12 protein-coding genes are annotated in these 12,733 nt (G+C 39.7%); all 12 read left to right on the top strand.

Going from position 1 to position 12,733, the window contains the following annotated elements; all coding sequences use genetic code 11:
- Positions 1 to 69 precede the first annotated feature (69 nt).
- The 12 genes from PYW30_RS05915 (at position 70) to purN (ending at position 12,707) form a co-directional block, all read left to right on the top strand.
- Positions 70 to 1,914 carry a glycerophosphodiester phosphodiesterase gene (locus tag PYW30_RS05915; protein WP_042218364.1) on the top strand — a complete coding sequence of 615 codons (1,845 nt, stop codon included), beginning with the start codon at positions 70 to 72 and terminating at the stop codon, positions 1,912 to 1,914.
- A gap of 95 nt (positions 1,915 to 2,009) precedes the next feature.
- On the top strand, positions 2,010 to 3,860 hold the full coding sequence (locus tag PYW30_RS05910) for an ABC-F family ATP-binding cassette domain-containing protein (protein ID WP_042218362.1): 1,851 nt from the start codon (positions 2,010 to 2,012) through the stop codon (positions 3,858 to 3,860).
- A gap of 145 nt (positions 3,861 to 4,005) precedes the next feature.
- Positions 4,006 to 4,845, top strand: coding sequence for a thymidylate synthase (locus tag PYW30_RS05905; protein WP_042218360.1), 840 nt, complete (start codon positions 4,006 to 4,008; stop codon positions 4,843 to 4,845).
- A gap of 1 nt (position 4,846) precedes the next feature.
- Positions 4,847 to 5,308, top strand: coding sequence for a GNAT family N-acetyltransferase (locus tag PYW30_RS05900; RefSeq protein ID WP_017370938.1), 462 nt, complete (start codon positions 4,847 to 4,849; stop codon positions 5,306 to 5,308).
- Positions 5,309 to 5,324: 16 nt separating this feature from the next.
- Positions 5,325 to 5,750 carry an ASCH domain-containing protein gene (locus tag PYW30_RS05895; RefSeq protein WP_042218359.1) on the top strand — a complete coding sequence of 142 codons (426 nt, stop codon included), beginning with the start codon at positions 5,325 to 5,327 and terminating at the stop codon, positions 5,748 to 5,750.
- 104 nt (positions 5,751 to 5,854) lie between these two features.
- Complete coding sequence (purC, locus tag PYW30_RS05890; protein WP_042218357.1) at positions 5,855 to 6,571, top strand: phosphoribosylaminoimidazolesuccinocarboxamide synthase; 717 nt, start codon at positions 5,855 to 5,857, stop codon at positions 6,569 to 6,571.
- Positions 6,572 to 6,626: 55 nt separating this feature from the next.
- Positions 6,627 to 6,869: a phosphoribosylformylglycinamidine synthase subunit PurS gene (purS, locus tag PYW30_RS05885; RefSeq protein ID WP_014024962.1), complete on the top strand. Its 243-nt coding sequence runs from the start codon at positions 6,627 to 6,629 to the stop codon at positions 6,867 to 6,869.
- A complete protein-coding gene (gene purQ, locus PYW30_RS05880; RefSeq protein ID WP_014024961.1) occupies positions 6,869 to 7,549 on the top strand; it encodes a phosphoribosylformylglycinamidine synthase subunit PurQ in 681 nt (226 codons plus the stop codon). The genes purS and purQ overlap by 1 nt, the downstream gene beginning before the upstream one ends.
- On the top strand, positions 7,546 to 9,762 hold the full coding sequence (gene purL, locus PYW30_RS05875) for a phosphoribosylformylglycinamidine synthase subunit PurL (RefSeq protein ID WP_042218355.1): 2,217 nt from the start codon (positions 7,546 to 7,548) through the stop codon (positions 9,760 to 9,762). Before purQ ends, purL begins: the two co-directional genes overlap by 4 nt.
- Entirely contained in the window at positions 9,747 to 11,162 is a 1,416-nt protein-coding gene (gene purF, locus PYW30_RS05870) for an amidophosphoribosyltransferase (RefSeq protein WP_014024959.1), read from the top strand. Before purL ends, purF begins: the two co-directional genes overlap by 16 nt.
- Positions 11,155 to 12,168 (top strand): phosphoribosylformylglycinamidine cyclo-ligase, encoded by a 1,014-nt coding sequence (gene purM, locus PYW30_RS05865; RefSeq protein ID WP_042218353.1) that lies wholly within the window; start codon positions 11,155 to 11,157, stop codon positions 12,166 to 12,168. The genes purF and purM overlap by 8 nt, the downstream gene beginning before the upstream one ends.
- On the top strand, positions 12,165 to 12,707 hold the full coding sequence (gene purN, locus PYW30_RS05860; protein WP_042218352.1) for a phosphoribosylglycinamide formyltransferase: 543 nt from the start codon (positions 12,165 to 12,167) through the stop codon (positions 12,705 to 12,707). Before purM ends, purN begins: the two co-directional genes overlap by 4 nt.
- Positions 12,708 to 12,733 lie beyond the last annotated feature (26 nt).

Genomic DNA, 12,733 nt, shown 5'->3' with positions numbered 1-12,733 from the left:
TATATTGTGCTAAAATAAAAAGAAGAACTTTGTCTTATAGTTTAATTTACTAAAAAGAAAGCAAGGAAAATGCGTAAAACATTCCAATCAACAAATGACTTTTTTAAAAATACGTTTCATTATTTTGCTCCCGTCATATTTTTTCATCTCTTACTTTTACTCGTTGTAGTTCCGACGTTAACAGCGACCACTAATTTTTTACTTCACCGTAAGGAGATTGATTATCTGGCTTATGATAATGTACTCTCGATTTTTAGTCAACATCCACTCACAGCGTTTGCTCTGCTGGGAGTTTTGGTCTTGATTTTAGTTTCGGTCTTCTTAGAATTTACTTTTCTAACGATACTGGTGCACTTTGTGAAACAAAAAGAAAAAGTCACAATTCCTGAGTTGCTTTATGCAACATTTTCACGATTGCGACATCTCAGACCCTCTTTTATCTTATTTTTCTTGTTTTATTTTATGTTAGTCCTGCCTTTGAGTGGTTTTGCCAGTGGGATAGACATTATTTCCGCTATCCAAGTGCCCAACTTCATTCTGGAGTTTATTGCAACTAATAATTGGTGGCTTTTGGCAGCCTACATTTTACTGACTTTATTATCCATTTTTATTGGATACCGTCTAATTTTTGTTCTGCCCCTCATGATCTTGCAGCAGAAAAAACTCCGGACTTCGTTGAGAGTCAGCTGGCAGATGAGCAAAGGAAAATTTAAAGTTTTCTTTTTCCGCTTTATCACAATTTTTATTAGTTTACTGGCTTCTTTCTGGATAATTAGTCAACTTTTGATCCTGTTGCAATCCGCAATTGATCATCATATGCCGCAAATAGCGTTAGCATCAGCGACGATAATTATGTTTATTATCCAAGTTTCGGCTTTACTACACATGCTTTTGTCACTGATTTTGATTTTCTATGTGGTCATTAATCTGTTAGAGGAATTAACACCTGAAGAAATCTATGTAGAACTAAGAGCTTTCCGACTGTTGCCTAAAGGTTGGCGCCGGGCGGGCCGGAGTTTATTGGGGCTTTTTACAATCCTGTTTATTGCGCTTATCGGTGTTTTTAACGTTTATTACCTCAGCCAGGATACTTTATCAAACCCGCTTATTATTTCACACCGTGGTGTGTCAGAAAAAAATGGGGTTCAAAATACAATTCCCGCCTTGATTGAAACGAGCCAAACCTATCATCCAGATTATGTTGAGATGGATGTACGTGAAACAAAGGACAAACAGTTTGTTGTCATGCATGATGAAAATTTACGTCTTTTAGCTGGAGTGAACAAGAAAGTAAATGAGTTGACTTTAGCTGAACTCACAAAACTGACTGTTCGAGAAAATGGTAAATCTGCCCCCTTACCAAGCTTTGATGAATACTTGAAAGAAGCAGATAGACTTAATCAAAAATTACTGATTGAGATTAAAATCCCACTTAAGGAAGATGTTAATGCTGTAAGTAAAAATTTCTTGCAACGTTATAAAAAAGATATTGAAGCAAAAAATCATCAAGTACAATCTTTAAGCTTTGATTTGTCACGAAGCCTAAAAAAACAGGATTCGTCTACTTTTGTATCCTACATTATGACCTACAATCTTATTGGAGTACCGAAAAGTAATGTCGACGCTTTTTCTGTTGAGATATCGACATTGGATTCGGAATTTGTGGAAAAAGCACACGATTATGGTAAAAAAGTTTATGCTTGGGATGTCAATGATGCCAATACAGTACAACGCATGCGTCTGTATGATGTGGACGGCTTAATCACAGATGACATACCAGTAGTCAAGAAAACCATCGAAAAAACGCAAAGTGGCATGAGTTTTGCGCAGAAAATCCGAATCTACTTATTGGATCTAGGAAATGCAGACTTAACAGATTTGAGCTCAGATAGTTTTTCTAGTTTTAATGTTTAATGGTGAAAGGCAAAGGGTCTAGGCTCTTTGCCTTTCTTAAGTTGTGCTATAATAAATAAGAGTATTCAGAGAAAAAGTTAGGATTTAGATAGAACATGGCAGATTTTTTAGTATCAGAATTAACAAAAAGCGTAGGTGATAAAACACTTTTTGATAAAATTTCATTTATTATACACGACCTCGATCGTATAGGGTTATTGGGTACAAATGGTACAGGTAAAACCACCTTGCTTAATACCATTGCGGGCATTCAGGGGTTTGACGGAGATGTTTCCCCATTTACCCACCCCCAAGATTATAAAATTACCTATTTGACGCAAGAACCAGATTTTGATGATACGGCAAGTATTATGGATACTATTTTGGATGATTCACTTCCCCAAATGAAAGCCATAAAAAGATATGAAGCTGCGCTGTTAAATATTGAAGACTTAAGCAAATTTGAACGTGCCCAATCCGATATGGATGCTTTAAATGCTTGGCAAGTAGAAGCAGATGTGAAAACAGTATTAACAAAGCTTAAACTGCCTGATTTTTCTTCAAAGATAGGCTCACTTTCGGGTGGACAAAAACGCCGTGTGCAATTGGCTCAAGCGCTTGTGAATCCGTCTGATTTACTTTTGTTGGATGAGCCCACCAACCACCTTGATGTGGATACTATCGCATGGCTGCAAAACTATCTCAAAAATAGCAAGAGAACCGTGCTTTTTGTGACACATGATCGTTATTTTTTAGACAATGTAGCGACACGTATATTTGAGCTGGACAAGTCAAAACTCAAAGAATACCAAGGAAATTATCAAGATTATTTGGCACAGCGTGCGGAAGCAGAGGAGCGTGAAGCTGCAAGCTTGCACAAAAACCAACAGCTTTACAAATCTGAATTAGCTTGGATACGTAAGTCTCCGCAAGCACGAGCAACCAAACAACAGGCACGTATTGACCGCTTTGAAAGCTTGAAAGAGGATGTCCGTACAGATAAAGACTTGGGTGATGTAGACATCAGCTTAGCGACGACACGTTTAGGGAAAAAGGTTATAAACTTTGAAGATGCAGCTTTTGCCTTCCCTGATCGTCCCATTTTTTCTGATTTAAACTGGATTGTACAGAATAAAAGTCGTGTTGGGATCGTGGGTGATAACGGTGTAGGTAAATCAACCTTGCTCAATATTATCGCCGGGGAACTTGAGTTGACATCAGGAACGATGGATATTGGTGAGACTGTTAAGATTGGTTACTTCAGTCAAGAAATACGTGGACTTGAAGAGGATAAGCGCATCATCAATTTTCTGGAAGAAGTAGCTTCTGCGAGCCAAAATACAAGTGGTGAGACCATTTCAATTGTAAATCTTTTGGAACAATTCCTCTTTCCAAGAAGCACACATGGGACTTTGATTCGTAAACTTTCTGGTGGAGAGAAGAAGCGGCTTTATCTCTTAAAAATATTATTAACACAACCTAATGTTCTGCTCTTGGACGAACCAACTAATGATTTGGATATTGCAACTTTAACCGTTTTAGAAGATTTTCTTGCAAAATTCCCAGGGGCTGTAATTACCGTAAGTCACGACCGTTATTTCCAAGACAAGGTTTCCAATGAGCTTTTAGCTTTTGAAGATGGGAAAATTAATCATCTTTTTGGTGCTTACAGTGACTACTTGGCGACAAGAGTAGCAGCTCCTGCAGAGGTCGCAACGCCGAAAGCTGATACTCGGGTACGTGAAGAGACAAAACCCCGCATGACTTGGGCTGAAAAACAAGAATGGGCAACGATTGAAGACGATATTGCCAATTTAGAAGCACGAATAGAAGAAATCGACACTGAGATGAACGAAAATGGTTCAGATGCCGGTATGCTTTCTACTCTTCAAAAAGAATTAGATCAAGTAACGACAGAACTTGAGACAAAATATGAGCGCTGGGAAATGCTCAGTGAAAAAATATAAAAAGCAAGTGAGCTCTTGCTTTTTTGTTTCTTTTTCTCTATTAGTAAATAAAATTACCTTAAGAAGCTGGAACTAACCTCTAAAAGTTTGTTTATTTATATGGTATAATGTTAGTCATAATAAAGCGAAATTAAGAGAGGGAAATATGACCTACGCAGACCGAATCTTCAAAGAAAATATCAGTAATATCCTTGAAAATGGCGTGTTTTCAGAAAATGCGCGTCCAAAATATAAAAATGGCCAAACAGCCAACAGTAAATATATTACAGGATCTTTCGTCACTTATGATCTTGAAAAAGGCCAATTTCCTATCACAACTCTTCGTCGTATTCCTATCAAGACGGCAATTAAAGAACTCATGTGGATTTACCAAGATCAGACAAGTGCACTTGATGTTCTAGAAGAAAAATACGGCGTGAAATATTGGGCTGAATGGGAAATCGGCGACGGTACCATTGGGCAACGTTACGGTGCAACAGTCAAAAAATATAACATTATCGGCAAGCTTCTCGAGGGCTTAGAAAAAAACCCATGGAACCGTCGCAATATCATTAATCTTTGGCAATATGAAGATTTTGAAGAAACAGAAGGACTTTTACCTTGTGCTTTTCAAACGATGTTTGACGTAAGACGTGAAGCAGATGGACAAATTTATCTGGATGCGACTCTGATTCAACGTTCAAACGATATGCTTGTGGCACATCATATTAATGCGATGCAATATGTGGCTTTGCAAATGATGTTGGCTAAACACTTCAGTTGGAAAGTCGGCAAGTTTTTCTACTTCGTCAACAACTTACATATTTACGATAATCAATTTGAGCAAGCGAATGAATTGCTTTCACGCACGGGTTCAGAAAAAGAACCACGCTTGATTTTAAATGTAGCAGATGGAACGAATTTCTTTGATATTAAACCGGAAGATTTTGAACTGGTGGATTATGAACCTGTGACACCACAACTCAAATTTGACTTGGCAATTTAAGATGGATTGTCGACATTATCGTTCAAAAGATTATGCTGAGATCATTGATTTGTTTTATACAACGGTACACACCATCAATGCTGCTGATTATTCAGCAGAAGAGTTAGAAGCGTGGGCGCCTTCTGATAAGTCTGATTTTTTTCCAGAAAAAAAGCTGGCGGAGAGTTATTGTCTCGTTGTTGAAGAAAGTGGAAAAATTTTAGGCTTTGCCAATGCAACAAGCAAAGACAAATTCGATTGCCTATATGTTGATAAGGACTATCAGAAACGTGGTGTAGGACATCTCCTTGCCAATCAGATTGAACAATATTGCAAGGAAGAGGGGGCAGAAATAATCAGTGTTGATGTTTCCTTAACCGCTCGGCCTTTCTTTGAGAAACGCGGCTATGAGATTTTAGAGCAACAAATCGTCCTACGACACAGCCAATATTTAAAAAATTATAAAATGCAATTAAAGTTATAAAAGATAGGAAGGAAAGATGTACGAAAAATTTATCGCAGAGGCTAATCTAAATCCAGATAACTTCAGTGATGCTTGGGCCTTTGGCAACAATCCTCAAATGGCTGATGAGTTGTTAGAACTTGTACTTGAGGGTAAAAAAAGAGCAACAGCAAGCGCATTGTCCCTGTATGGGCCAGATGATTTTTTACCTGCTGTGGATGGAAGATATGAGATATTACTCGATGGTAAAGGAACGCCACGTGCCGCCATTCAGACAAGCAAGGTCTATATTACTAAGTTTAATAAGGTAACAGAGGATCATGCCTTTTACGAAGGTGAAGGAGACAGGAGTTTGGCTTATTGGCGTCAAGTCCATGAAGCTTTTTTCCGTGACTTGGATTGCTACACACCAGATATGGATATTGTCTGTGAAGAATTTGAAGTTTTATATAAAAGTTCGTAAAAAACGAACGATATTCAAAAAAGATATTACTTTCACAAGTAATATCTTTTTTTGTACTCTAAATAAGGATAGAATTAGATTATAAAATAAAGAGGAGGCATATCGTGAGAAAGGGACGCTTACTTTATGAAGGTAAAGCAAAGAAACTTTATGAAACAGAGGACAGACAGCTGGTTTGGGTAGAGTATTGTGATAACGCAACAGCTCTGAATGGTAAAAGAAAAGAAGAAATTAAAGGCAAAGGGGCATTGAACAATCAAATCACATCCTTGATTTTTCAAAAATTAAACGCCGAACAAATCCGGACGAGTTTTATTGAAGAGTTGTCTAAAACCGAACAATTGAATCGAAAAGTTGAGATTATACCTCTGGAAGTGGTCTTGAGAAATCGTGTGGCTGGCTCTTTTGCAAAGCGATTTGGTTTGAAAGAAGGTGACGTACTTCCTCAGCCTATTATTGAATTCTATTACAAATCTGACGCACTGGATGATCCTTTTATCAATGATGCACATGTTTATTTTCTTGAACTTGCTCAACCAGAAGAATTGGAATTCATCAAGTCAGAAACACTGAAAATCAATGCACTTCTCCAAAAAATATGGGCAGAAATTGGCTTGAGTTTGGTTGATTTCAAGCTCGAATTTGGTCGTACAGCAGATGGCGAAATTATCTTGGCGGACGAAATTTCACCAGATACCTGCCGCCTTTGGGATGCCGAGGGGAACCATTTAGATAAAGATGTTTTCCGTCGTAATATTGGGGATTTGATTGAAGTATACAGTCGTGTACTTACGGCCCTTCAAGAAGAAAAAAAGCTTTAAGTTTTAATGCTGCAAGGGTAGAGAAAAATAAAAGAAAGTGAATGAGAAAGAGAAAATGAGCAAAGTAGAAGTTTACGTAACCTATAAAAAATCAATTTTGGATCCTCAAGGACAAGCAATCAAAGCAGCAACTCAAAAGTTGGGCTACTCTGAAATTCAAGATATTCGCGTTGGGAAATACTTTGAAATCGAAGTTGAGGGAGAGCCTCAAATGGCTGTAAAGAAAGTGGAAGAGATTGCTGAAAAATTGTTGGCCAATCCAAACATGGAAACTTATAAGGTTGAGGTGGTAGATTGATGAGATTTGCAGTTATTCAATTTCCTGGGTCAAATTGTGATTTCGATCTCCTCTGGGCTATTCGTGATGTTATGCAAGCTGAAGCAGAGTTTGTTTGGCACGAAGAGAGTTCGCTTGCTGGATTTGATGCGGTACTCATCCCTGGAGGCTTCAGCTATGGTGATTATCTCCGTTGTGGGGCTATTGCTTCCTTTTCTAATGTTATGCCTGAAATTAAACGTTTGGCAGCAGAGGGGAAACCTGTCTTTGGTACCTGCAATGGGTTTCAAATTCTTATCGAAGCAGGACTTCTACCAGGTGCTTTGATTCAAAATGACAGTTTAAAATTTGTTTCAAAATGGCAAAATTTAAAAGTCAATAATGATTCAAAATTTACAACTGCCTTTTCTAAAGAGGAAGTGATTAGCTTGCCCATCGCACATGGAGAAGGTAAGTATATTGCGGATGCACAAACCTTAGCAGATTTAAAAGAAAATGGACAAATCGTGTTCACTTATGCAAATGGGAACCCTAACGGCTCAGCTTTAGATATTGCTGGGATTTGTAATCAAGAAGGGAATGTTTTGGGGATGATGCCCCATCCAGAACGCGCTGTAGAGTCCTTACTGGGTGGAAATGATGGTAAAAAAATGTTTGCCAGTATCTTGAAAAATTTTGTAGAAGAAGGAGCGCCACAATGAGCGGTGAAATGAGTCCAGAACAAATCCAAGCGTCAAAAATTTATCGTGAATGGGGCTTGACTGATGAAGAATACTCTAAAATTAAAAATGAAATTCTTGGCGGTCGTTTGCCTAACTTTACAGAAACGGGCATGTATGCCGTGATGTGGTCAGAGCATTGTTGTTATAAAAATTCAAAACCTGTCTTGAAAAAGTTTCCAACAGAAGGCCCACAAGTACTTATGGGACCAGGTGAAGGTGCAGGAGTAGTTGATATTGGTGAGGGTTGGGCAGTTGTTTTCAAGGCAGAATCACACAATCACCCGAGCTATGTCGAGCCCTATGAAGGTGCAGCAACAGGATCTGGCGGGATTATTCGTGATATATTTTCGATGGGTGCGCGACCAGTTGCTCTTTTGGACAGCCTTCGCTTTGGCCAGATTGATAATGCTAAAACACGTCATATTGTTGAGCGTGTCACGGCAGGAATAGCAGGATATGGTAACTGTATCGGTATTCCTACAGTAGGCGGAGAAGTAGCTTTTGACGAATCTTATGCAGGAAATCCTTTAGTTAACGTGATGTGTGTTGGCTTGATTGAGCATAAACACATTCAAAAAGGGCAAGCTAAAGGTGTGGGTAATACAATCATGTATGTTGGAGCGAAAACAGGACGTGACGGCATTCATGGTGCTTCCTTTGCCTCTCAAGAGTTTGGTTCAGGCTCTGAAACGCAACGCTCTGCCGTGCAAGTAGGTGATCCTTTTATGGAAAAACTCTTGCTAGAAGCTTGTCTCGAAGTGATTCACAATCATTCCGATATTCTTGTTGGTATTCAAGATATGGGTGCTGCCGGACTCGTTTCTTCAACTTCAGAAATGGCTTCAAAGGCTGGCTCGGGTTTGAAACTTAATTTGGATTTAGTACCACAACGCGAAACGAATATGACACCTTACGAAATGATGCTTTCAGAGTCGCAAGAGCGGATGGTCCTTTGCATTAAAAAAGGTCATGAAGATGAAATCGTTGAGCTTTTCAAAAAGTATGAACTTGATGCGGTAAATATTGGTGAAGTTACTGACGATGGGATGTATACATTGTTCCATCAGGGAGAAAAGGTTGCAGAAATTCCAGTAGATTCTTTAGCGGAGGATGCACCAGTTTATTCTCGTGAAATGAAAGAACCCGCACGCATTGCTGAATTTGTAAAAGCTGAAAAATTCATACCTGAAATCGCAAACGCGACAGAGGTTCTCAAAGATCTTCTTAGTCAACCAACGATTGCGAGCAAGCGCAGTATTTATGAAACCTACGATAGTCGAGTAATGACAAATACAGTCGTTGCACCAGGGTCTGATGCAGCAGTTATTCGCCTCCGTCATTCCAATAAAGCTTTAGCAATGACGACAGACTGTAATGCACGCTACCTTTACCTGAATCCCGAGATTGGTGGACAAATAGCTGTCGCAGAAGCAGCACGAAATATCATTGCTTCAGGAGGGAAACCTTTAGCAATTACGGATTGTCTTAACTTTGGTAATCCAGAAAAGCCAGAGCAATTTTATGAGTTAAGTAAGGCGTGTGACGGTGTTTCGGAATCTTGCCGTGTGCTCTCTACTCCAGTTATTTCAGGTAATGTTTCCCTTTATAACGAGACGAATGGTCAAGCAATTTTACCAACACCAATGATTGGGATGGCGGGCTTGATTGAAGATGTGACACACATTACAACACAGGATTTTAAAGATGCAGGTGACTTAATTTATATTATTGGGGAGACTGCCGATGATTTCTCCGGTTCGGAGATTCAAAAAATGATGACAGGAAAGATTTCAGGTACGCTAAACTTTGATTTGCAAGCAGAAAAAGAAAATCAAAAACATGTACTGAAAGCCATCCAAGCCGGTCTCGTTAAATCAGCCCATGATTTATCTGAAGGGGGATTGGCTGTGGCTCTTGTTGAGTCAGCTTTTGCGAACAATAAAGGAATTTCGGTTCATTTTGAGGGCAAGGTATCACAACTTTTCTCTGAAAGTCAAGGCCGCTTTATCCTCTCGGTTCATCCAAAAGATGAAAAGAATTTTGAAGCACTGATGGCAGGGAAAGCAAGCAAGTTAGGACAAGTTACAGATAAGTCAGAAATTAAAATTTCAGCAAAAGATGGTGAAATTTCCCTATCTACTGCAGAAGCGAAAGCGATTTATGAAGGAGCAATTCCATGTCTTATGAAGTAAAGTCCTTAAACGAAGAATGTGGCATTTTTGGCATTTGGGGGCATCCCGAAGCAGCACAACTGACTTATTTTGGACTTCACGCTTTGCAACACAGAGGGCAAGAAGGTGCTGGCATTTTGTCAAATAATGAGGGAGAACTTCAGCGCCATCGTGATTTAGGCTTAGTAACAGAGGTTTTTCGTCACGAAAAAGATTTACAAAAATTGTCAGGGAAAGCAGCTATGGGGCATGTGCGTTACGCCACAGCAGGCTCAGCAGAATTAAACAACATTCAGCCTTTTCACTTTAAATTTCAAGACACGCAGCTTGGCCTTGCCCATAACGGCAACTTGACCAATGCCATATCGTTACGGCGTGAATTAGAAGCACAAGGGGCCATCTTTTCTTCAAGTTCAGACACGGAAATTTTGGCGCATCTGATTCGACGTAGCCACCATCCTGAATTTATGGGAAAAGTAAAGGAGGCTTTGAACACTGTCAAAGGAGGCTTTGCTTATCTCTTGATGACAGAAGATTCTATGATTGCAGCTCTTGATCCTAATGGCTTCCGTCCCTTATCTATTGGGAAAATGGCTAATGGTGCGCTCGTTGTAGCCAGCGAAACGTGTGCCTTTGATGTTATAGGTGCGGAATTTGTACAGGAAGTTAAACCCGGTCAGATTATCCAAATTAATGATCAAGGTTTACATGTTGAGCAGTTTACAGATAAGACCAATACACAAATCTGTTCGATGGAGTATATTTATTTTGCACGTCCGGACAGTGTTATTGCAGGTGTCAATGTCCATACAGCCCGTAAACAATCAGGACGTATCCTGGCGCGTGAGGCGCAGGTAGATGCAGATATCGTTATTGGTGTACCTAACTCGTCCCTCTCTGCAGCATCAGGATATGCAGAAGAATCTGGATTGCCTTACGAAATGGGCCTGATTAAAAATCAATATGTGGCACGTACATTTATTCAGCCTACGCAAGAATTAAGAGAACAAGGTGTACGAATGAAGCTCTCGGCTGTTTCCAGTGTGGTTGAGGGTAAAAAGGTCATCATGGTGGACGATTCTATTGTACGTGGAACGACAAGCAGACGAATTGTGCGTTTACTTAAAGATGCTGGCGCTGCTGAAGTCCATGTGGTAATTGCGAGTCCACCCCTCGCTTATCCGTGCTTTTATGGTATCGATATTCAAAAGCGAGAAGAGCTGATTGCAGCTGAACATTCGGTCGATGAAATTTGCCAAATCATTGGAGCAGACAGTCTTACTTTTTTAAGTCAAGAAGGGTTGGTTGAGGCTATTGGTCATGATAATCTCTGTCTGTCTTACTTTGACGGTATATATCCGACACCACTTTACGATTACGAAGAAAATTACCTGAAATCTTTAGGAGGAAAAAATGTCTAAAAATGCTTATGCAAAGGCCGGGGTTGATGTTGAAGCGGGTTACCAAGTGGTTGATCGCATAAAAAAACATGCCGAAAAAACGAAGAGACAAGGCGTTATTGGTGGACTTGGAGGGTTTGGGGCAGCCTTTGATCTTTCAAGTCTTAATGTTAAGGAACCTGTGCTTATCTCTGGAACAGACGGTGTAGGGACAAAGCTAATGTTGGCTATTGAAGCAGATAAGCATGACACGATAGGGATTGATTGTGTGGCCATGTGTGTCAATGACATCATTGCAGCAGGAGCTGAACCTCTCTACTTTCTTGACTATATTGCTACTGGGAAAAATCAACCGGAAAAGCTTGAAAAAGTCGTCGCAGGTGTTGCCCAAGGTTGTTTGCTGTCAGGTGCAGCCTTGATTGGTGGCGAAACAGCAGAAATGCCAGATATGTATGATACAGATGATTATGACCTTGCAGGTTTTGCGGTCGGTATTGCTGAAAAGTCAACGCTTATTGATGGAACCCAGAATGTTGAGGCAGGTGATGTCTTATTAGGGCTTCCTTCCTCCGGCATTCATTCGAATGGATATTCGCTCGTTCGAAAAATATTTAAAGATTTCGATAAACAAGAAATTCTTCCTGAGCTGGACCGTCCCCTCAAAGAAGAGTTGCTTGAACCGACTCATATTTACGTTCAGGAGCTCTTACCGCTCATAAAGGACACGATGATTAAAGGGATATCACACATTACAGGAGGGGGCTTTTATGAAAATCTTCCGCGGATGTTTGGTGATCATTTAACAGCTGAAATTAAAGAAGGCAGCTGGGAGATATTGCCTATTTTCCAAGCTTTGGAGAAATACGGTCAAGTGTCTCATGACGAAATGTTCCAAATTTTCAATATGGGAATTGGTATGGTCCTTGCTGTGGCCCCAGAAAAGGTTGAAGAAGTGAAGCAAAGAGTAAAATGTTATGAAATCGGAAAAATTACTCCACGTGTGAAACAAGCGGTAATTATAAAATGAGGATTGCCGTTTTTGCCTCAGGATCAGGATCTAACTTTGAAGCCCTCGCTCAAGCTTTTCCCACGGAAATTCAGCTCTTGTTCTCGGATAAGACTGAGGCTTATGCTCTGCAAAGAGCGCAGAAGCTCAATGTAACTGCCGTCAGCTTTACGTTAAAATCTTTTGCTGATAAGCAGAGTTATGAAGAAACCTTAGTTGCTTTACTTCGTGACCACCAGATTGATTTGATTTGTCTTGCAGGTTATATGAAAATTGTTGGTCCCACTCTTTTACAAGCTTATGAAGGACGAATTATTAATATACATCCCTCTTATCTGCCAGCTTTTGCTGGTTCAGCTCATGCTTTGGAGGAATCCTGGCAAGCTCAAGAAGGTTTAGGAATCACAGTTCATTGGGTGGATTCAGGCGTCGATACAGGAGAAATTTTAGCCCAGCAGCAGCTTGATTATCATCGGGAACTCGCTGAGTATGAAAAAAAGCTCCATCAAGCAGAGCATGAATTGTATATAAAAGTAGTACAAGAGCTTATCAAAAAATAGTAAGAGCTATTATAAACTTAAAAATA

This window comes from Lactococcus garvieae subsp. garvieae, from assembly GCF_029024465.1.
Classification (GTDB): Bacteria; Bacillota; Bacilli; order Lactobacillales; family Streptococcaceae; genus Lactococcus; species Lactococcus garvieae.
The sequence above is the reverse complement of the archived record's forward strand: the minus strand, read 5'-3'. Positions and strand labels throughout refer to the sequence as shown.

Excerpts from the sequence above, each read along its gene's own strand:
- PYW30_RS05915 (WP_042218364.1), top strand. The coding sequence starts at position 70 with ATGCGTAAAACATTCCAATCAACAAATGACTTTTTTAAAAATACGTTT.
- PYW30_RS05910 (WP_042218362.1), top strand. The coding sequence starts at position 2,010 with ATGGCAGATTTTTTAGTATCAGAATTAACAAAAAGCGTAGGTGATAAA.
- PYW30_RS05905 (WP_042218360.1), top strand. The coding sequence starts at position 4,006 with ATGACCTACGCAGACCGAATCTTCAAAGAAAATATCAGTAATATCCTT.
- PYW30_RS05900 (WP_017370938.1), top strand. The coding sequence starts at position 4,847 with ATGGATTGTCGACATTATCGTTCAAAAGATTATGCTGAGATCATTGAT.
- PYW30_RS05895 (WP_042218359.1), top strand. The coding sequence starts at position 5,325 with ATGTACGAAAAATTTATCGCAGAGGCTAATCTAAATCCAGATAACTTC.
- purS (WP_014024962.1), top strand. The coding sequence starts at position 6,627 with ATGAGCAAAGTAGAAGTTTACGTAACCTATAAAAAATCAATTTTGGAT.
- purQ (WP_014024961.1), top strand. The coding sequence starts at position 6,869 with ATGAGATTTGCAGTTATTCAATTTCCTGGGTCAAATTGTGATTTCGAT.
- purL (WP_042218355.1), top strand. The coding sequence starts at position 7,546 with ATGAGCGGTGAAATGAGTCCAGAACAAATCCAAGCGTCAAAAATTTAT.
- purF (WP_014024959.1), top strand. The coding sequence starts at position 9,747 with ATGTCTTATGAAGTAAAGTCCTTAAACGAAGAATGTGGCATTTTTGGC.
- purM (WP_042218353.1), top strand. The coding sequence starts at position 11,155 with ATGTCTAAAAATGCTTATGCAAAGGCCGGGGTTGATGTTGAAGCGGGT.
- purN (WP_042218352.1), top strand. The coding sequence starts at position 12,165 with ATGAGGATTGCCGTTTTTGCCTCAGGATCAGGATCTAACTTTGAAGCC.